We start from the raw sequence: 19,269 nt of genomic DNA on the forward strand, positions 1-19,269 counted from the left end.
TCAGCCGATGGCCTTGGCCCAGTTGGCCGCCAGGTACTCCTTGGCCTTGGTGGTCTGCGCCTCGGTCTGGAAGACCGGGGTGCCCTCAACCTTGGGCAGGGCCGCGAACGCGGTGGCGTCGATCGTGCCCGCCTTGACCATCGCGTCGGCGCGCACCGGCCGGGCGCCGCCCTTGAGCCACAGGTTCTGGCCCTCGTCGGAGTACAGGAACTCCTCCCACAGCCGGGCGGCCGCCGGGTGCGGGGCGTCCTTGCTGATGGCCTGCACGTAGTACGAGCCGAGCACCGCACCGGCCGGCACCACGGTCTTCCACTGGATCTTGCCGCTGAGCTTGGCGCCCTGCGCGACGTTGAGGTAGTCCCAGTCGATGACGACCGGCGTCTGGCCGGACTCGACGGTGGCCGGGGTCGGGTCGACCGGCAGGAAATTGCCGGCCTTCTTCAGTTTGCCGAAGAAGTCGACGCCGGGCTTGATGTCGTCGGCGGAGCCGCCGTTGCCGAGCGCGGCCATCGCGACGCCGGCGAACGCGGCCCCGGCCTGGGTCGGGTCGCCGTTGAGCGCGACCTTGCCCTTGTACTCGGGCTTGAGCAGATCGGCCACGCTCGCCGGGGCGGGCACCTTGGCGCTGTCGTAGCCGATCGACATGTAGCCGCCGTAGTCGTTGGTCCAGGTGCCGCCGGCCTCCTTGAGCGCGTCCGGGATGTCGGCCCAGGTCGCCACCTTGTACGGGGCGAACTTGGCCACGTTGGCGGTCGCGACGGCACTGCCCAGGTCGAACACGTCGGGCGCCTTGTCCTGGCCCTTGAGCTGGTCCGCGGCGTTGATCTCGTCCTGGCTGGACGCGTCCGGCTGGGCTGAGTTGACCTTGATGCCGTACTTGGTGCCGAAGGCCTTGATGATCTCGCCGTAGTTGGCCCAGTCCGGCGGCAGCGCGATGACGTTGAGCTGGCCCTCCTTCTTGGCCGCGGCGACGAGCACGTCCATGCCACCGAGGTCGGCGGCGCTGGCGGCGGTGGCCGCGCCGGTGCCGCTGGAAGCGCTCTCCTTCTCGGGCGGGGAGCAGGCCGTGAGACCGGCGAAGGTCGTGACCGCCAGCAGGGCCGCGGCGGTACGGGCAAGGGTCCGCACTTGGGTTCCTCCATCTCATCGGCGCCCGCCGAGCCGGCGGCGCCGCTGTGGATCATGAGAGTACGGGGTATCGGGCGGGCGGGCGACAGACGGCGATCAGGCGTCGGCGGCCTGAACGACAGCCGTCACGAACTGGTCGTTCTCCACCGCACCACCACCGTGGGGCTGGGCGAGGCGGTCACGGGCGTAGCCGTACGCGAGTCCGCTGCGCGGATCCGCGAAGCCGAGCGAGCCGGCCGCGCCGAAGTGGCCGAACGCGGCCGGGCCGAGAAACGGATAGGGGGTCGACATGGCCTCGAAGCCGAGGCCGAACTGGGCACCGGAGCCGCCGGACAACAGGTCGGGCGCGGTGCCGCCGGCGGTGCCGAAATCGGCGGTGGTCGCCGGGCGCAGCAGCGGTTCCCTGCCGTTGAGGCCCGACACGGCCGCAGCATACAACCGCGCGACGCCGCGGGCGGTGCCGACACCGCCGGCCGAGGCCTGACCGTGGGCCCGGACCATCCGGCTGTTGGCGAAGACGGTCAGGTCGGTCGGCGGGTCGGCGTGCAGGTTCAGCGCGATGCCGGTCAGGCTGCCCGGATCCGGTCCCGGCTCACGCCCGACCGGCGGGGCGAGCGGGCGGAAGCGCGGCTCCAGCTCCGCGGGCAGACCGAGGAACAGGTCGATGTCGTACGGGACGCGGACGCGGTGCTCGTACGTCTGCTGCAGGGAGCGGCCGGTCACCCGGCGCACGATCTCCCCGACGAGGGCCCCGATCACCAGCGCGTGGTAGCCGTACCCGGAGCCGCGCGGCCAGTACGGCCGCTGCTTGGCCAGCCGCTCGGCGATGATCCGGTCGTCGGCGAGCTCGGCCGGCCCGAAGCCGCCGTCCACCCCGATCAGCCCGGCCCGGTGCCCGAGCAGCTCACGCACGGTCACGTCGGGGGTGAACTGCGGCCAGTAGTGCCGGACCGAGCGGTTGACGTCGATGACGCCGTCCTGCGCGAGCAGCGCCACCACCAGGAAGGCGGCGCCCTTGGTCACCGACAGCAGGCCCATCAGCGCTTCCGGGTCGATGGTCCAGAGATCGACGACCTGCTTGCCGTGCCGGTACACGGCGAGCTGGGCGCCGACCTCCCCGAGCCGGGCCAGCTCGGCGGCGAAGACCTCCCGGACCTTCTCGTAACCCGGGGCGACTGTTCCGTGCACCAGCGACATCGCCGGGCCTCCTTCCGCCTCCCCCATCGTGACGCAAACCGGGTGCGGAAGTCTCCCCCGCCACGCGGCTCCCGTCCGACCACGATCAGGGGGTCAGGCGTCCCGGCGGACGACCGCGACCGTGGCGGCGAGCACCGCGACCACCGTCCATCCGGCCGGGAGCCACATGCTGTCGTCGACGCGGTCCCGGACGAACGGCCCCAGCACGTAGTAGTAGCCGAGCAGGACCACGACCGCCGCCGGGGCGTGCCGCAGCAGGGTGCCCACGGCCGCCGCCAGCACGGTGGTCAGGACGAGGTGGACCGGATCGCCGGTGCCGGCGATGAGCACGGTCACGACCGCGACCGGGACGGTGGCCAGGGTGAGGACGAGCGTCCTGGTGAACTGCAGCCGGCCCCGGCGGGGCGTGCAGAGCAGCGTGGTGTGGATGTGGCCGCCGTCGTACTCGGAGGTGGCGGCGAGCACGCCGAGGACCAGGAAGCCCGCACGGACCACCGGGATCGGATCCGGGCCGTCCGGGGCGACCAACGCGATCAGCGTGGTCACGGCCCAGGTCAGGACCACGGTCAGGGCCAGGGCGGGCAGCGTCGCCAGCTTCAGCAGCTCGGCGCGGGCCGTGTTCACGCGTCGCGCCGGTGGAAGACGTACGCGGCGACCCCGAGCAGGACGGCGACCCAGGCGCCCATGACCAGGCCGGCCGTCACCGGGGTCAGATCGGTCCCGACGTCGTGGGGCTCGATGAACATCTGCGCACCGGCCAGGTCCGGAAGGTAGGCCGCCAGCGGGGTGAGCCTGGTGAGCAGGAAACTGACCGAGACGACGGTGGAGTTCACTATCAGGACCGTGAGCGGCAGGACGCCGCTGCGGGTCAGCAGGGTGATCCCGTACGCCAGCAGCGCGTCCAGCACCCAGTAGACGACGACCCCGGCGATCCGCGGCCCGGTCCCGCCGGTGAGCACCCCGGCCACCGCCGGCGTCACCACCGCGCCGACCGCCGCCGTCACCGCCACGCTCAGCACCAGCGCCCCGGTCTTGGCGGCCAGCAGACGCATCCGTGACGGCACACAGACCAGGCTCGTCGCGATCTGCCCACCCCGGTACTCGCTGCCGGCGGCGACCGTGCCCAGTACCAGCGGCCCGAGCACCCCGGCGGTCAGCTCCAGGAAACCGGTGTCGGGCGAGCTCGCCGCCCGCGCGTTGAGCAGCACCACGACCGGCGGCAGGAGCAGGCTCAGCGCGACCGCCACCCACACCGACGGCAGCCCGGCCAGCTTCAGCAGTTCGGCCCTCACCACCGGCCCCGCGTCCCGGTCGAGGTGAGCGCGAAGTAGGCGTCCTCCAGGGTCGGATGGTCGCCGGTGACCCCGGCCAGGGTCCCGGCGGCGATGATCCGGCCCCGGTCGATGACCACGACGTCGTCGACCGTCTCGGCGAGCTCACCCATCAGGTGGCTGGAGAGCAGCACCGTCGCGCCCTCGGCGGCCCGCCGGCGCAGGAACTCCCGCATCCACCGGATGCCGCCCGCGTCCAGCCCGTTCACCGGCTCGTCGAGCACCAGGACCGCCGGGTCCCCGAGCAGCGCCGCCGCCAGCCCCAGCCGCCGGCCCAGGCCCAGCGAGTACGTGCCGACCCGTTGGCCCGCCACCACGGTCAGGTCGACCAGCTCGAGCACCTCGTCGACCCGCGAGCGCGGCAGGCCGTTGCTGGCGGCCACCCAGCGCAGGTGCGCGCGGCCGGTCCGCGAGCGGTGCGCCCCGCTGCCGTCGAGCAGCGCGCCGACGACCGTCAGCGGCCGCCGCCACTGCCCGTACGGCCGCCCGGCGACCAGCGCCGTGCCCTGCTGGGCGCGGTCCAGGCCGAGCAGGATGCGCAGGGTGGAGGACTTGCCGGCGCCGTTGGGCCCGAGGAAGCCGGTGACCCGGCCGGGGCGGGCCGTGAAGCCGACGTCGGTGAGGATCGTGGTCCGGCCGCGCCGTTTGTGGACGTGCTCGATGGTGATCACCCCGCCAGTCAAGGCGCCCGCCGGGCCGGCCACATCGGACCGTGGTCGGGACCGCGATATCGGACCGTGGTCCGACGCCGGCCGCGCGGACCGCACGTAGGGTGCGGGAGTGCAGGAGGTACGGCAGCGACCCGCCCGCCGGTCCCGGGTCCGGCCGGTCACCGGGGCGACTCTGCTCGCGCTGGTGCTGATGCTGCTGCTGGTCGGGGCGGACGGCGTGCCGGCCGTGGTGATGCCGTCACTGATCGCCGTGGGCGCAGTGGTCCTGGCGGCCTGGGCGAGCTGGCGCAGCCACACCGACCGCGTGGCCTACGAGGCCCGGCTGACCCGCTGGGCGGCTTCGGAGGCGGTGCTGGCCGAGCGCCTGCGCCTGGCCGGGGACCTGCACGACATCGTCTCGCACGGCCTGGGCCTGATCACCGTGCGGGCCGCCGCGGCCCGGCTCTCGGGCGACCCCGGCGAGGCCCGGGAGGCGCTGTCCGACATCGAGTCCGCCGGCCGCGAGGCCACCGCCGAGTTGCGCCGGATGCTCACCGTCCTGCGCACCGCCGGCGACGCCGGGCCGCGGCTGCCGACCGACGATCTCAGCCGGCTGCCCGCGATCGTGTCCGACGCCGGGGCCACCGGGGTGCGGGCGCGCCTGACGCTCGCACCGCTGGGCCCGGTCTCGCCGGGCGTCCAGGTGGCGATCTGCCGGACCGTGCGGGAGGCCCTGCACAACGTGGCCCGTCACGCCGGTCTCAGCGACGTGCGGGTGCACGTGTACCGCGACGGCGACACCGTGGTGGCGAGCGTGCACGACAGCGGGCCGGACGGACCATGGCCCGGCACACCCGGCTCCGGGCACGGGCTGACCGGCGTCCGGGAACGGGTCACCGGTCTCGGCGGCACCCTGCACGCCGGGCCGGTCGAGCAGGGGTTCCGGGTGGTCGCGCGGATCCCCGACCGGGAGCCCGGATGAGCGCCGTACGGGTGCTGCTCGTCGACGACCAGCCGTTGCTGCGGCACAGCCTCGCGATGATCATCGGCAGCGCGCCGGACCTGGCGGTGGTCGGCCAGGCCGGTGACGGCGCCGAGGCGCTGGAGGTGGCCCGGCGCACCCGGCCCGACGTGGTGCTGATGGACGTCCGGATGCCCCGGCTCGACGGCCTGCAAGCGACCCGGCGCATCTGTGCCGCCCCGGAGCTGGCGGCGACCCGGGTGGTCGTGCTGAGCATGTTCGAGCTGGACGAGTACGTCCACGAGGCGCTGCACGCCGGCGCCTCCGGCTTTCTGCTCAAGGACGCCCGGCCGGAGGAGCTGATCACCGCGATCCGCCGGACCCACGCCGGCGAGTCGCTGTTCGCCCCGTCCATCCTGACCCGGCTCGTCGAGCACTACGTCGCGGTCCCCCGCACACCCCGGGCGCCGGTGCCCCGGCCGCTCACCGCCCGCGAGACCGAGGTGCTGACGCTGATCGGGCGCGGGCTGTCCAACGACCAGATCGCCGCGCGGCTGACCATCTCGATCAAGACGGTGAAGACGCACGTGTCGCACCTGCTGACCAAGCTGGCCGCCCGCGACCGCGCCCACCTGGTGATCGCCGCCTACGACGCCGGGCTGGTCACGCCCCGGCCGCGCTGAGCCGGGTCACTCGGCTGCTGGACGAGCCGCGCGGACGTCGGTGTGGTGCTCGCCCAGCGCGTCGTTCATGCCCTGCAGGAAGCGGCGCACCAGGGCCAGGTCGTCGTCGCTGAATCCGGCCATCACGTCGTCGGTGCGCCGGCCCAGCGGGCCGAAGAACTCCATGGCCAGGACCATGCCGGGCTCGCCGTAGCGCAGGTGCACGACCCGGCGGTCGGTGCTCTCCCGGGTGCGGCGCAGGTGGCCCGCGCGTTCCAGCCGGTCGATCGCGGCCGTGGTGGCGCCCGAGGAGAGCCCGATCGCCTCGCCGAGCCGGCCCGGGGTCAGCGGGGCGCCCCGGCCCTCGGCGTGCATCACCGCGATCAGCGCCTGCAGGTCGGTGGGGTGCAGCCCGTGCCGCTGAGCGAAGGTGTGCCCCACCTGCTGCGCCTCGACGCTGTACGTGCGCAGCAGGTTGACGATCTCCTCGCGGAGCCTGTCCCGCTCCGTCTTGCGCGCCCGGTACACCCGCTCAGTGTTGCAGATGCCGCCCCAGTCGTGGAGACTCTCGATGGTCGAGATTCTTTGCCGTGGAGGAATGATGGTGCTTCGGACACTCACCGGACGGCTCACCGCGTGGCTGGTGCTCGTGGTCGCCCTGCTGCTCGGCGGCTCGGTCATCGCGAGCGCGGGCGAGGTCCGCACGGCCAACGACCCGACCGCGTCACTGCCCTCGGACGCCGAGTCGACCAAGGTCGCCGCGCTGCAACGGCAGCTGCCGTCCGGCCAGGAGAACCCCGCCCTGGTCGTCTACAGCCGCGACGGGCAACCGCTCACCACCGACGACGTGGCGAAGATCGAGGCCGACGCCAAGGCGTTCCGGGCTGCGAGCCCGCCGGTGTTCTCCGACAAGCGGGACGCGGCGCTGGTCGCCGTACCCCTGCCGGCCGCCGCCCCGGCGGACCAGACGATCGCCGCGGTCGCCGGTCTGCGCGACACCGCCCGGGCCGGGCTGCCCGACGGGCTGACCGCCCAGGTCACCGGCGGCGCCGGGTTCGCCGCCGACATCGCCGACAGCTTCACCGGCGCCAACACCAACCTGCTCATCGTGACCGTGGTCGTCGTGGCCCTGCTGCTGCTGGTCACGTACCGCAGCCCGCTGCTCTGGCTGGTGCCGCTCGCGGTCGTCGGCCTCGCCGACCGGGTGGCGAGCGGGCTGGTCGCCGTACTCTCGCGGCACACCGACCTCACCATCGGCGACTCCACCGTGGGCATCGTCACGGTCCTGGTGTTCGGCGCGGGCACCGACTACGCGCTGCTGCTCATCTCCCGCTACCGCGAGGAGCTGCATCGCCACGCCGACCGGCGCGAGGCGATGCGCCGGGCCCTGCGCGGGGCCGGGCCGGCCATCGCGGCCAGTGCCGTCACGGTCGTGCTGAGCCTGCTCACCCTGCTGCTGGCCAGCCTCGGTGACACCGTGGCGCTGGGCGTCACCGCGGCGCTGGGCATCGCCGTGGCCGCCCTCTTCGCCCTCGTCGCCCTGCCCGCCGCGCTCGTGGTCTGCGGCCGGGGCCTGTTCTGGCCGTTCATCCCGCGCGTCGGTGCCGGCGGCACCGAGCAGGAACGCGGCGTCTGGGCCCGGGTCGGCCGCGGCGTCGCCCGCCGCCCCGGCCTGGTCACGGTGGTCTCGCTGGTCGTGCTCGGCGTGCTGTCGACCGGCCTGATCGGCACCCGGCTCGGGCTCTCGCAGACCGAGCAGTTCCGGGTCGAGGCCGAGTCCGTCGACGGCCTGACCACGCTGAGCCGCTACTTCCCGGCCGGTGCCGCCGATCCGACCGTGGTGACGACCTCGCCCGGCAACGCGGACAAGGTCCTGGCCGCCGTGAGCGGCACGCCGGGCGTGGCGCAGGCCCGCGAGGCCGAGCGGGCCGGGCAGATCGTCAGCATCAGCGCGGTGCTGACCGCCGCGCCGGACACCCCGCAGAGCTACGCGACCATCCGGGCGCTCCGCGACGCGGTGGGCGACGATGCCCTCGTCGGCGGCAGCGTGGCAACCGCGATGGACACCCGGGACGCGTCACGGGTGGACCTGCGGGTGATCGTGCCGGTCATCCTGCTCGTGGTACTGCTGGTCCTCGGCCTGCTGCTGCGCGCCGTCGTCGCCGCCGTGCTGCTGATCGGCACGGTGATCGCCAGCTTCGTCGCGGCCCTGGGCGCCGGCTCGTGGCTGTTCCGCGAGCTGCTCGGCTACCCCGGCCTGGATAACCAGGTGCCGCTGTACGCGTTCCTGTTCCTGGTGGCGCTCGGCGTCGACTACAACATTTTCCTGGTCACCCGGGCCCGGGAGGAGGCCGTGACCCGCGGCACCCGGGCCGGGATGATCCACGCCCTGGCCGCCACCGGCGCGGTGATCACCAGCGCCGGCATCCTGCTGGCGGCGGTGTTCGCGGTGCTGGGCGTGCTGCCGATCATCACGCTCACCCAGATCGGGGTGATCGTCGGCCTCGGCGTGCTGCTGGACACCCTGCTGGTGCGTACCGTCCTGGTCCCGGCCCTGGCCACCCTGCTGGGTGACCGGTTCTGGTGGCCGGCCGACCCGGCGGCCCCGCACCGCGCGGACCAGGCGGGACCGGTGGAGCAGCCGGCGGCGGTGGCATGACCGCCGACGGCCTCGCCGCCACCGAGGCGGTGCTGACCGAAGCGCTCGACGGTGTCCCGGTGTCCCTGCGCGAGCCGTGCCGGCGGATCGCGCAGGCCGGAGGCGAACGGCTGCGCGCCGGGCTCCTGCTGGCGGTCGCCGGCCGGGCCTGGCCCGGCACGTCGCGGCGCACGGCCACCGCCGCGGCGGCCGTCGAGCTGCTGCACCTGGCCACGCTCGTGCACGAGGACCTGCTGCACGAGGCCCCGGTACGCCGCGGCGTGCCCACCATCAACGCCAAGGAAGGCACCACCGTCGCCCTGCTCGCGGGAGACCTGCTGATCGGGCTGGCCCACCGGCTCGGTGCCACCGCCGGGGCCGGCACGCTGCTCGGTGACGCCCTGACCGTACGCTGCACCGGGCTGGCCCTCGAGGCCGACAACCGCTTCCGTTCCGAGGTGGACGCGCCGACGGCACTGCGCATCGCCGAGCTGAAGACCGGCACCCTGCTGGCCACGGCCGGCCGGCTCGGTGCGATCGTCACCGCCTCACCCGAGGACGGTCTCCAGGAGTACGGCGTCGCGTACGGGACCGCGTTGCACCTGCTCGACGACGTCCTCGATCCGGGCCCGCCCTTCGCCGCCGGGCTCGTCACGCTGCCCGCCGTGCACGCCCTGGCCGTTCGCCCGGAGCTGCGCCGCCTGCTGCGTCCCCGCCTGGACGAGGCTCACCGTCAGCAGGCCGGCGAACTGCTGCCACGGGCGTGCCACCGACCCTGACGACGATCACCCAGCTGCTCGACCGAGCTGACGCCGCCCGGCCGGAGCTGGCGGAAACGACGAAGTGGTGCCGGGACAGTCAGCTCGCGCTGATGCCCCGGCACCACCCTGTGCTCAGTTCGTGAGCGTGCCCCGCAGCAGACTCTTGCCGGAATGCGCGGCGTCACCGTCGTACGCCTCCGCGGACACGTCGACCAGCCGGTAGCGGTTGAGGTCCGCACCCGGCGGCAGCGGCAACACCACGTCGGCGGCACCGGAGAGCGCGGCACTGGACAGGTTGCCCATCGCCATCATCCTCGTGGTGTCGTCCGGGTCGATGAGCCACACCTCGTAGTAGCCGGTCGTCAGCGGCAGGTTGCGCACGTCCAGGCGCAGCTTGCTGCCCCCGATGACCTCCGCCGCTCCCCCGGCCGCCACCGGCGCACCGCCGAGCCGGGCCAGGCTCGCCTTCGCCGTCACCCTCGGCGGTGCCGGACGATCGGTGAAGCGTTGCACCGTGACCGTGCCGGCGATGGCGAGCACCGCTGCGGCCGCCGCCGCGAGCACGGGCAGCACCCAGCGCCGTTCCCGCCGCTGGGGCAGGCGCCGCACGGGTGCGGTCACCGCGGCCTCGATGCCGGCCCAGACGCGTTCGGGTGGCGGCGGCAGCGCCCGCAGGCCCTGCGTCTCCGCACCCAGCTCGGCGACGTGCCGCAGGTCGTCGATCTCCGCCCGGCACCCCGGGCACTCGGCCAGGTGGACGGACTCGTCGGTGTCCGCCGTTTCCTCAGAGAGCGCGAGTAGGACCAGCCGATCGGGATCCAGATGCTGCACCGTCCACCTCCCACCGTCGTCGTAGATTCGCCATGCCCCGCCGGATGTGACTCTTGACCGTGCCCAGTGGCAGTCCGGTCAGGGCCGCTATCTGCGGATGAGTGAGGTCGTCGTAGAACGCCAGCTCCAGACTGCGCCGTTGCTCGGCGGGGAGCTGGGCCAGCTCGTCGGCCACGACCAGGCGGTCCAGCACGCGTTCGGGGCTCTCCTCGTCGGCGACGGGCTGCGCCCGTACCGTCGAGGCCACCCGCTCCTCGCGGGCCGCCGACCGCAGCCGGTCGACCGCCTTGCGCCGGGCGATGCCGAGCAGCCAGCCGAGCATCCCGCCACGTTCCGGATCAAACGTACCGCGACCCTGCCAGGCCGCCACGAAGGTCGTCTGGGTGACGTCCTCCGCATCGGCTCGGTTGCCCAGCAGGCGTACGCCGAGATAGAGCACCGCGCCGCCGTAGCGGTCGTACGCCAGGCGCAGCGCATGCTCGTCGCCCGCCCGGAAGCGTTCGGCGAGTTCGTCGTCGGGATTCATCGGCCCCCTTTCCACCTGCTCATTCGCTCCCCGGCCGGGCCGTGGATGCAGTGAGATCTATTTTTTCCGTGGTGCATCCAGCCGCGCCGGACCCAGCGAAACCACGGGTTGTCCGAACCCGGATACCCACTCGCTAGGAGAATCCGATGCGTCTTGTGCCCCTGCGCCGCGTGACCGCCGTCGGCGCGGCCACCCTGATCGCCTTCGGCGGTCTGGGCGCGCTGACCGCCACCCCCGCCTTCGCCGCCACCTCCCAGGTCTCCGTCGTGCACGGCATCCCCGGGCAGAACGTGGACGTCTACGTCAACGGCAAGAAGACCCTGCCGGACTTCGCTCCCGGCAAGGTCGCGGGCCCGCTGTCGCTGGAGGAGGGCAGCTACGACATCGCGCTGACCAAGCCCGGTGACGATATCAGCAAGGCCCTGCTCAAGGTGGACGACGCCGAGATCCCCGGCGGCGCCGACATCAGCCTGGTGGCGCACCTGAGCGAGGACGGCAAGCCGGCGCTGACCCCGTTCGCCAACGACGTCAAGAAGGTCGCCGCGGGCCAGGCCCGGATCATCGTGCGGCACACCGCCGCGGCCCCGGCCGTGGACGTGCGCGCGGGCGGCAAGCCGGTCTTCGAGAACCTGACCAACCCGAAGGAGGCCAAGGCCGACCTGCCCGCGGGCTCGGTCGAGGCCGACGTGGTGCTGGCCGGCACGGACACCGTGGCGATCGGCCCGGCGGACCTGAACCTCAAGGAGGGCACCGCCACGATCGTCTACGCGGTCGGCTCGGCCGAGGACAAGACCCTCGACCTGGTCACCCAGACCATCACCGGCCTGCACTCCGCACCGGGTGGCGTGCCCAGCGGCAGCGGCGGCCAGGCCGACCGTGGCCTCGGTCTCGCCTGGTACGCGCTGGCGGCGGCCGGTCTGCTGATGCTCGCCCTCGGCGCGCGCCGGCTGGTGCCGGGTCGCCGATGACCGTCGGATCCCCGGGCGCGACCCGCAAGGGCCGCGCCCGGCTCCTCGTCGTGGCCGGGCTGGTGCTGCTGATCGTGGTGGGGGTGGTCGCGTACCTGTCGCGGCCCGAGCCGTCCGTCGGTTCCTCGGCGGTCGCCGCCCTGGAGTCGGCGACGCCCACCGCGTCGTCCGCTCCCCCGGCCGCGGCTGCCGGGCCCGAGGCGACGGCCCCGGCCGAGGAGGTGGCCCCGGCGCGGCTCGAGATCCCCGCGCTCAAGCTCGACGCCACCGTGGCCGCGGTCGGCGTCGACGCCGAGACCGGTGAGTTCGACGTCCCGCCGAGCGTCGACCGGGTCGGCTGGTACCGCTTCGGCCCGGGAATGACCGCGACGGCCGGGTCGATCGTCGTGGCCGGCCACGTGGACAGCGCCGATCAGGGCAAGGGCGCGTTCTTCCGGCTCAGCAGCCTGGAACCGGGCGACAGAATGACGCTGGCCGGCCCCGACGGCACCGATCGTGCATTTCAGGTCGTGGCCCGGGAAAGGTACAGCAAGACCCGCATTCCGCTGGACAAGTATTTCGCCCGCGACGGTGCGCCGCGACTGACGCTGATCACCTGCGGCGGGCCGTTCGACAGCAAGACCCGGCACTACCGCGACAACATCGTCGTGACCGCGGAACCCGTGTCCTGACTACGGTCTGCCCGCTCGGCCGACGCCGGGCGGGCAGATCAGCGGGTACGCTCACGGCAACGGCCCGTGTCCGCCGTATCCACCGTTCGGTGGAGGCAGGACATCGGCCGAACGGGGGATGCCGGGGGTTCGGAATGCGACCCATATTTTTGCATTAATTTGAGCCTAAGAAAGCCTCAATTTTCGCTGGGAAATTGGTGTGGACGGGCGCCGGCTCTTAACGTCGGCATGCCGGTGTTCGGCCGGGCCACCACCAAGGCTCGCGGACCGGCTCATCCGCCAATGAAATGGTTACAGAAGAGGTGCCACCCATGCGAAGGCCGACTTACCGTCGGGCCGCCCAGCGCCGGGGCCCGGACCGTCGCATCATCGCCGCGGTCGCCGTACTGATCGCCTTCGGCGGGGTGATCGGTGTCACCCAGATCTCCAACGCGGACGAGAGCAAGACGGTGGCCTGCGAGGCCCCCGCCGCCGACCCGGCCGCGCCGGCCGGCAAGAGCGCCGCGACCGACCCCAAGGTCGGCACCTACACGGACAAGGACGGCGACGTCCAGCACAAGGGCGACGGGCAGCTGGCCAAGGGTGAGAAGGCCCCCCAGCCGCAGCCGGTCGAGAACTGCACCACCGGCAAGACGACCGCCAAGCAGGTCAACGGGCTGCAGATCCTCGCCAACAGCTGCGAGGACAGCAACCTCGACGCGCACGACGGCTTCCAGAAGGGCGACCGCTGCGTCTCGACCGAGTTCGGTGAGGTCGGCGAGCAGGCCAAGAACCCGACGCTGCTGATCACGGACTTCCCCAAGTCGGTGAAGGCGAACACCCCCTTCACCCTGAAGGTCAGCACCCGCAACCTGGTCCGCGACCGCTTCCTCGCCGCCGGCCAGGGCGGCTACTACGTGGAGAGCTCGGTGCTCACCGCGGAAGGCCTGGTCCGCGGTCACTTCCACACCGCCTGCCGGATGCTCGCCGCCACCGATGAGGCTCCCGACCCGGCCCCGGTGCCCGCGTTCTTCGTGGCCACCGAGGACAAGAAGGGCGGCGCGCAGCCCGACACCGTCACCATCCAGGTCCCCGGCCTGCCGCAGGAAGGCATCGCGCAGTGCGCCTCCTGGGCCGGCGACGGCTCGCACCGGATCCCGATGATGCAGCGCGCCAACCAGACCCCGGCCCTGGACGCGGTGCGCGTCAAGGTCGAGGGCGGCGACGAGGACCCGCCCGCCGACAACGGCGGCGGTAACAACGGCGGCGGTAACAACGGCGGCGGCCAGAACGGTGGCGGCAACAACGGCGGCGGTAACAACGGCGGCGGCCAGAACGGTGGCGGCGACAACGGCGGCGGCCAGAACGGCGGCGGCGGTAACAACGGCGGCGACGGTCAGGGTGACGGCGGCCAGAACAACGGCGGCGGCGACCAGGGCGACGGGGACCAGAACAACGGTGGCGACCAGGGTGACGGCGACCAGGGTGACAACGGCGGTGCCGCGAACCCCGGTGCCACCGCGACCCCGAAGACCGAGACCGGCACGACGCCGCCGAAGACCGGCACCGTGACGATCCCGCCGAAGAACGAGGCCGACGCGCCGAAGCCGGTCAAGACCACCAAGCCGGCGCCCACCAAGGAGCCGGCGAAGGCCGACAACAACGAGTCGGCCGGCGACGACGCCGCCGGCGACGACGCGGAGAGCCCGGCCCAGGCGGTGGCCGGCAAGACCACCAAGCCCCGCGCCACCCGGGAACCGGCGGCCCAGGTCGTGACGAACGACGACAGCGACGACGGCGCGCCCGACCTGCAGGCGGAGCAGAACGTGCAGACCGGTGACGACTCGAAGCTGGCCCTGACCGGGGCCAACTCGATGACGTTCATCCTGGGCGGCGCGCTGCTGATCCTCTGCGGCGCGGTGGTCCTCGGTGCGACCCGGCGCCGCCGGGCAGCGGCCCGGGACTGACGACAGCGGCAAGATGTTCGCGCGGTCACCGATCCGGTGACCGCGCGAACTGCCGTTCCGGCCGGCGGTTAATGTCCAGCGCGTGCCTGGACTCAAGAGAACGACGCCGGCCGGCTGCACGGTGACGGTGTGCCGGGACTGTTGCTGCGGCAACGCCCGCAAGCACCCGAAGGTCGACCACGACGGCCAGCTGGTCCGGCTGCGCGAGTCGCTGCCGGCCCCGCATCAGGTACGGGTGAGCGAATGCCTGGACGCCTGCGCGGAGGCGAACGTCATCGTGGTCCACCCGGAGCCCGGCGCGCGCCGCCGCGGTGCCCGGGCGGTGTGGTTCGGCCTGGTCGGCGACGACTCGATCGAGGAGGACATCGCGGCCTGGGTCCGCGCGGGTGGCCCGGGTGTGGCCCCGATGCCGGCCATCCTCGAACTCTCCGTCCTCCGCCGCTGATCTCCCCTCAAGCGGGACGTCAGAGCTCGGCGGGGGCCGGTTCGCGGGCCAGCAGACCGGTCACCGAGGCCGCGTCACCGGGCCGCCCGAACAGGTACCCCTGGCCCTGGTCGCACCCGATCTGCCGCAGCATCATCCACTGCCCGTCGGTCTCGATGCCCTCGGCGACCGTCTGCAGCCGCAGCGCCTGCCCCAGCCCGACCACCGCGTCGACCAGCGCCACGTCGTCCGCGTCCGTGTCGACCTGCTCCACGAACGTCCGGTCGATCTTGATGATGTCGACCGGGAGCTGCTTGAGATAGTTCAGCGACGAGTAGCCGGTGCCGAAGTCGTCGATCGCCAGCCGTACGCCCAGGGCCCGCAACGTGCGCAGCGTCTCGATCGCGCCGGTGATGTCCTCCATCAGCATCGACTCGGTGATCTCCAGGGTCAGCGAGCCGGCCGGGATGCCGGCGTCGTCGATCGCCGCCGCCACGTCCGCGACCAGGCCCGCGTACTGGAACTGCCGCGCCGACAGGTTGACGTTGACCTTGAGACCGGCCGCGGCCGGTGTCTCGCGGCGCCAGCGCGCCAGCTGCGCGCAGGCTTCGCGCAGGACCCACCGGCCGAGCGGCACGATCAGGCCGTTGGCCTCGGCCGTGGCGATGAACTGGTACGGACTGAGCAGCCCGTCCTCGGGGTGGCGCCACCGCACCAGCGCCTCGACCCCGGTCAGCTGCTGCGTGGTCATGTCCACCACCGGCTGGTAGAGCAGGACGAACTGCTCCTGTTCCAGCCCCAGCTCCATGTCGACGCGCTGCTGCGCCTCCTCCAGCACCGAGCGGGACATCGACGGCGAGAACACCGCGTACGCGTTCCGGCCGGCCCGCTTGGCGGCGTACATGGCCAGGTCGGCGTCGCGCAGCAGTTGGCCGGCGGGCAGGTCGCCGCTGGCGATGCCGATGCTCAGCGAGCAGGTGACGTCGCGGCTGTCCAGCCGGATCTGCTCACGGCCGGCCAGCAGCAGCCGCTCGGCCAGCGCGACGGCGTCGTCCGCGGCCAGGTTCTCGACCAGGATCGCGAACTCGTCACCGCCGAGCCGGGCCAGGGTGTCGCCGGGGCGCATCTCGGCCCGCAACCGCCCGGCCAGGGTGGCCAGCAGCTCATCGCCGGCGCTGTGCCCGAGGTTGTCGTTGACCAGCTTGAAATCGTCCAGGTCGATGAGCAGGACGGTGACGCCACCACCGGCGCGACGCTGGACGGCCTGTTCGAGCCGGTCGCGGAACAAGGCCCGGTTCGGCAGCCCGGTCAATGAGTCGGTGAACGCCTGCCGGCTGAGCTGCTCCTCGAGCTCCTTGCGCCGGCCGATGTCGCGCAGGCTGATGACGGCGGCGCGCAGGTCGGCGTCGTCGGTCCGGTTGGTGCCGATCACGTCCAGGTGCAGCCAGGTGCCGTCGGGCCGGCGCAGCCGCGCCTCCGTACGGGCGGTGCCGCCGGGCACGGCGAAGAGCGCGCCCATCCACGCCCGCAGCCCGGCGAGCTCGTCGGGATGGGCCAGCTCGACCATCGCCTTGCCGGTGACCTCCGCGCCGGTGAGACCGAAGATCCGCTGGGCCGACGGGCTGGCGTAGCGGACCGCGCCCGTGACGTCGATCGCGAACACCGCGTCGGAGGCGGCCTCGAGCAGCATCTCGGTGCGGTGCTCGGCGGCCTGCCGGCGCCGGTCCAGCCGCCGCCGGCTGCGCGCGTTGATCGAGCTCAGCGCGACCAGGCAGGACATGATGGCGACCAGGGAGACGGTGGAGACGGCGTTGGCGCCGGTGAGGTCGGGCAGCAGGGCCAGGTAGCCGGCCACGGCCACCGCCCCGAGCCCGACCACCGGGGTGGGCCCGTACAGGGACGCGGCGGCGACCAGGATCAGGGCGACCCCGGGCAGGTAGAGCATCAGCCCGTCCTGGTCGAGCCGGGAGAACAGGAACAGCAGCGGCAGCTCGGCGGCCCACCAGAGGACCAGCCAGCTGCGGACCCGGGCGCTGCGGACGAGGCGGGCCCACGGCAGGAGGGCGGCCACGAGCTGCACGAGGGCCGCGGCGAGCACCGGACCGAGCAGCCAGCGCCGGTCCGGCACCCAGTCCACGGCCACCCGTACGCAGCCGAGCAAGGTCACCCCGGTGGCGACCGAGGCACCGATCCGGATCTGCCGCGCCCAGTACTCCGCGGTGCTGTCGTCGAACTCCGCCGGTTGCACGAGCCCTGTGATCGGCACCCCGGCAGCTTTCGTGAGGGAAACCGGGCCCTGAGGCGTACCCCCGTCACCATGCCCACGCCTCAGGGCCCGGACCGCCGTTGCCGACGGGCGGGAAGATCCGGTCCAGCTCATCCACGGTCTCCGCGGCAAGCTCGGTGTCCAGCGCCAGCAACGGCAGGTCCAGCTGCTGCGGCGTGCGCGGGCCGAGCACCGGCGCGGTCACCCCGGGCCGGGACAGCAGCCAGGCCAGCGCGACCGTGGTCGGCTCCTGGCCCAGGCCGGCGCACAGCTTCTCGAACCGCTCCAGCGCGGCGCGGTGCGGCTCGACCCGCTCCGGCGCGTGCAGGACGCTGCGACCGGTGCTGCCCTCGCGCTGCTTGCGCAGCGCGCCGGACAGCGCACCGAAGTGCAACGGGGAGTACGGCAGGATGCCGATGCCCAGCTCCCGGGCGGCGGGCAGCACCTCCAGTTCGGCGTGCCGGGTCAACAGGTTGTACTTGGGCTGCTCGCTGACCAGCCCCAGATAGTGGCGCCGGTCGGCGGCGGCCTGGGCGCGGGCCAGATGCCAGCCGGCGAAGTTCGACGAACCCGCGTACCGGATCTTGCCCTGTCCGGTGAGCGTCTCCATCGCCTGCCAGATCTCCTCCCACGGGGTGTCGCGCTGGATGTGGTGCAGTTGCAGCAGGTCGATCCAGTCGGTGCGCAGCCGGCGCAACGACGCCTCGCAGGAGGCGATGATGTGCCGCGCGGAGAGGCCACCGTCGTTGGGCCAGTCGCTCATCGGCGCGTAGACCTTGGTGGCGAGCACGATCTTGTCGCGGGCGCCGGACGTGGCCAGCCAGCTCCCGATGAACCGCTCGCTGAGCCCGTCGCCGGTCTCCCGGCCGTACATGTTGGCGGTGTCGACGAAGTTGATGCCCGCGCCGAGCGCGCGGTCGAGGACGGCATGGGACTCGGGTTCGCCGATCTGCCAGGCGAAATTCATGGTGCCGAGGCAGAGACGGCTGACCCGCAGACCGGTACGGCCGAGGTACACGTAACGCATGACACGACCGTAGGGTCGGATTCGCGATGGCCCGAGCCGTTCGACCGTGCTCGAATGGTCGGATGATCCGGCTCGCATTCGCTCCCGCCGATCTCGCGGGCGTCCGGTTCGCCCACTCGCCGATGGCCGAGGTGATCGCCAGCAGCGTGGCGCTGACCAAACCGGACCAGTTCTGGATGTACGCCTCCTGGCGCGCCCAGGTGCGCCCGGTGCTGGCGGCGGCCCGGCTCGAGACGTTCCTCGCCGTGGTGGCCCGCCGGCAGGGCTGGGTGCCGGACTTCCTGAGCCCGGTGCCCGCGACCGCCCGGCCGCTGCTGCGCGACGAGCTGGCGGTGATCGCGGAGACGCCGCTCGACCAGGTGGCGTGGGAGGTGGCGTACGCGTGGCGCGGGGTCTCGGACGTGCCGGAGGTGATCGCCCGCTTCGAACGCGACCCGGCCGGTGGGCTGGCGGTGCTGCTCCGCGAGATCCGGCAGTACTTCGAGCTGGCGCTGGCGCCGTACTGGCCGAGGCTGCGGGCGGCGGCGGAGGCGGAGATCGCCCACCGCGCCCGGGCGGCGACCGAGCACGGACCGCGGGCCCTGATCCGCGACCTGCACCCGAGCCTGAGCTGGGACGAGACGGCGCTGCGGATCGGTCACGGCGGCGGGAAGGCCGATTTCGGCCTGGACGGTCACGGACTTGCGCTGCTGCCGTCGGGCTTCGCCGGGCCGAAGGTGTTCGCGGTGACCGAGACGGCGCAGGGCCGGGCGTTGTGGTATCCGCCGCGAGGGTACGGAACGTTGTGGGACGGCACCGCGCGCAGCGAACCGACGGCGGCGCTGGCAGCGTTGCTCGGGCCGACCCGGGCGGCCGTGCTGACGCTGCTGGCGGTGCCGCACAGCACCGGTGAAGTGGCGACGGCACTGGGGTTGGCCGCGGCGACGGCCTCTCATCATTTGACGACGTTGCGGGATGCGGGACTGATCGCCGGTTCCCGGGTCGGGCGGAAGCTGGAATATCTGCGGACCGGGTTGGGTGAGCAGCTGGGCGGCGGTGCGGGCTGATCCGCCGCCCAGCTCCTGGATCTTTGGGCACTTCTGCTTCGGCCGGCCGATCATCCTTTCCGGCGATCACCGGGCCGCCATTTCCGCGGACCCCCGCCCTCGCCGGTCCTGTGCCCCGGCCTTGCCGAATGCGATCGCGCATTCGCTGGAGCGAGCGCCTTTACCCGCCACCTCGGCCGCCGCTCGCCGGTCGGATCTGATCAGCCCCCTTTCTCCTCGATCGGCCGCACCAGGTG

Annotated in this window: 19 protein-coding genes; 9 read left to right on the forward strand and 10 right to left on the reverse strand. The window is 73.0% G+C overall.

Translation table 11 applies throughout. The annotated features are described in order from the left end of the window. From AB0C12_RS35340 to AB0C12_RS35360, 5 genes are all read right to left on the reverse strand, one after another. Window positions 1-1,128: an ABC transporter substrate-binding protein gene (locus AB0C12_RS35340; protein WP_360554533.1), complete on the reverse strand. Its 1,128-nt coding sequence runs from the start codon at window positions 1,126-1,128 to the stop codon at window positions 1-3. A 96-nt stretch (window positions 1,129-1,224) separates the two neighbouring features. Then, window positions 1,225-2,325 (reverse strand): serine hydrolase domain-containing protein, encoded by a 1,101-nt coding sequence (locus AB0C12_RS35345; protein ID WP_360554535.1) that lies wholly within the window; start codon window positions 2,323-2,325, stop codon window positions 1,225-1,227. Between the two features lie 93 nt (window positions 2,326-2,418). Beyond that, the gene (locus tag AB0C12_RS35350; RefSeq protein WP_360554536.1) at window positions 2,419-2,949 is read right to left on the reverse strand and encodes a hypothetical protein; all 531 of its coding nucleotides are present in this window, start codon (window positions 2,947-2,949) and stop codon (window positions 2,419-2,421) included. Next, window positions 2,946-3,617, reverse strand: coding sequence for an ABC transporter permease (locus AB0C12_RS35355; RefSeq protein WP_360554538.1), 672 nt, complete (start codon window positions 3,615-3,617; stop codon window positions 2,946-2,948). The genes AB0C12_RS35350 and AB0C12_RS35355 overlap by 4 nt, the downstream gene beginning before the upstream one ends. Next, a complete protein-coding gene (locus tag AB0C12_RS35360) occupies window positions 3,614-4,327 on the reverse strand; it encodes an ATP-binding cassette domain-containing protein (protein ID WP_360554539.1) in 714 nt (237 codons plus the stop codon). Before AB0C12_RS35360 ends, AB0C12_RS35355 begins: the two co-directional genes overlap by 4 nt. A gap of 109 nt (window positions 4,328-4,436) precedes the next feature. Between AB0C12_RS35360 and AB0C12_RS35365 the strand changes: the two genes are divergently transcribed. Further along, on the forward strand, window positions 4,437-5,288 hold the full coding sequence (locus AB0C12_RS35365) for a histidine kinase (RefSeq protein ID WP_360554541.1): 852 nt from the start codon (window positions 4,437-4,439) through the stop codon (window positions 5,286-5,288). Next, entirely contained in the window at window positions 5,285-5,950 is a 666-nt protein-coding gene (locus AB0C12_RS35370; RefSeq protein ID WP_360554543.1) for a response regulator transcription factor, read from the forward strand. The genes AB0C12_RS35365 and AB0C12_RS35370 overlap by 4 nt, the downstream gene beginning before the upstream one ends. A 6-nt stretch (window positions 5,951-5,956) precedes the next feature. Here AB0C12_RS35370 and AB0C12_RS35375 read toward each other — a convergent pair whose 3' ends face one another. Continuing rightward, entirely contained in the window at window positions 5,957-6,457 is a 501-nt protein-coding gene (locus AB0C12_RS35375) for a MarR family transcriptional regulator (protein WP_360554544.1), read from the reverse strand. Between the two features lie 73 nt (window positions 6,458-6,530). On the opposite strand from AB0C12_RS35375, the gene AB0C12_RS35380 reads away from it, so the two are divergent. Further along, window positions 6,531-8,588: an MMPL family transporter gene (locus AB0C12_RS35380; RefSeq protein ID WP_360554545.1), complete on the forward strand. Its 2,058-nt coding sequence runs from the start codon at window positions 6,531-6,533 to the stop codon at window positions 8,586-8,588. After that, entirely contained in the window at window positions 8,585-9,346 is a 762-nt protein-coding gene (locus AB0C12_RS35385) for a polyprenyl synthetase family protein (RefSeq protein WP_360554547.1), read from the forward strand. Before AB0C12_RS35380 ends, AB0C12_RS35385 begins: the two co-directional genes overlap by 4 nt. Before the next feature lie 114 nt (window positions 9,347-9,460). On the opposite strand, the gene AB0C12_RS35390 is transcribed toward AB0C12_RS35385, so the two are convergent. Next, the gene (locus AB0C12_RS35390) at window positions 9,461-10,159 is read right to left on the reverse strand and encodes an anti-sigma factor (RefSeq protein ID WP_360554549.1); all 699 of its coding nucleotides are present in this window, start codon (window positions 10,157-10,159) and stop codon (window positions 9,461-9,463) included. Continuing rightward, on the reverse strand, window positions 10,113-10,685 hold the full coding sequence (locus tag AB0C12_RS35395; RefSeq protein ID WP_360554550.1) for a sigma-70 family RNA polymerase sigma factor: 573 nt from the start codon (window positions 10,683-10,685) through the stop codon (window positions 10,113-10,115). Before AB0C12_RS35395 ends, AB0C12_RS35390 begins: the two co-directional genes overlap by 47 nt. Window positions 10,686-10,831: 146 nt before the next feature. Between AB0C12_RS35395 and AB0C12_RS35400 the strand changes: the two genes are divergently transcribed. From AB0C12_RS35400 to AB0C12_RS35415, 4 genes are all read left to right on the forward strand, one after another. Next, window positions 10,832-11,653, forward strand: coding sequence for a DUF4397 domain-containing protein (locus tag AB0C12_RS35400; RefSeq protein WP_360554552.1), 822 nt, complete (start codon window positions 10,832-10,834; stop codon window positions 11,651-11,653). Then, window positions 11,650-12,324, forward strand: a complete 675-nt coding sequence (locus tag AB0C12_RS35405; RefSeq protein WP_360554553.1) for a class F sortase — start codon at window positions 11,650-11,652, stop codon at window positions 12,322-12,324. Before AB0C12_RS35400 ends, AB0C12_RS35405 begins: the two co-directional genes overlap by 4 nt. 311 nt (window positions 12,325-12,635) lie before the next feature. Further along, on the forward strand, window positions 12,636-14,270 hold the full coding sequence (locus tag AB0C12_RS35410; protein ID WP_360554554.1) for a hypothetical protein: 1,635 nt from the start codon (window positions 12,636-12,638) through the stop codon (window positions 14,268-14,270). Between the two features lie 121 nt (window positions 14,271-14,391). Next, window positions 14,392-14,715 (forward strand): hypothetical protein, encoded by a 324-nt coding sequence (locus tag AB0C12_RS35415; protein ID WP_360554834.1) that lies wholly within the window; start codon window positions 14,392-14,394, stop codon window positions 14,713-14,715. A 19-nt stretch (window positions 14,716-14,734) separates the two neighbouring features. On the opposite strand, the gene AB0C12_RS35420 is transcribed toward AB0C12_RS35415, so the two are convergent. Both AB0C12_RS35420 and AB0C12_RS35425 read right to left on the reverse strand, forming a co-directional pair. Then, complete coding sequence (locus tag AB0C12_RS35420; protein WP_360554556.1) at window positions 14,735-16,960, reverse strand: EAL domain-containing protein; 2,226 nt, start codon at window positions 16,958-16,960, stop codon at window positions 14,735-14,737. Between the two features lie 46 nt (window positions 16,961-17,006). After that, window positions 17,007-17,987 (reverse strand): aldo/keto reductase, encoded by a 981-nt coding sequence (locus AB0C12_RS35425; protein WP_360554558.1) that lies wholly within the window; start codon window positions 17,985-17,987, stop codon window positions 17,007-17,009. Window positions 17,988-18,049: 62 nt separating this feature from the next. Between AB0C12_RS35425 and AB0C12_RS35430 the strand changes: the two genes are divergently transcribed. Then, on the forward strand, window positions 18,050-19,033 hold the full coding sequence (locus AB0C12_RS35430) for a helix-turn-helix domain-containing protein (protein WP_360554560.1): 984 nt from the start codon (window positions 18,050-18,052) through the stop codon (window positions 19,031-19,033). Window positions 19,034-19,269: the final 236 nt, after the last annotated feature.

This window comes from Actinoplanes sp. NPDC048967 (assembly GCF_040649415.1).
Taxonomy (GTDB): Bacteria; Actinomycetota; Actinomycetes; order Mycobacteriales; family Micromonosporaceae; genus Actinoplanes.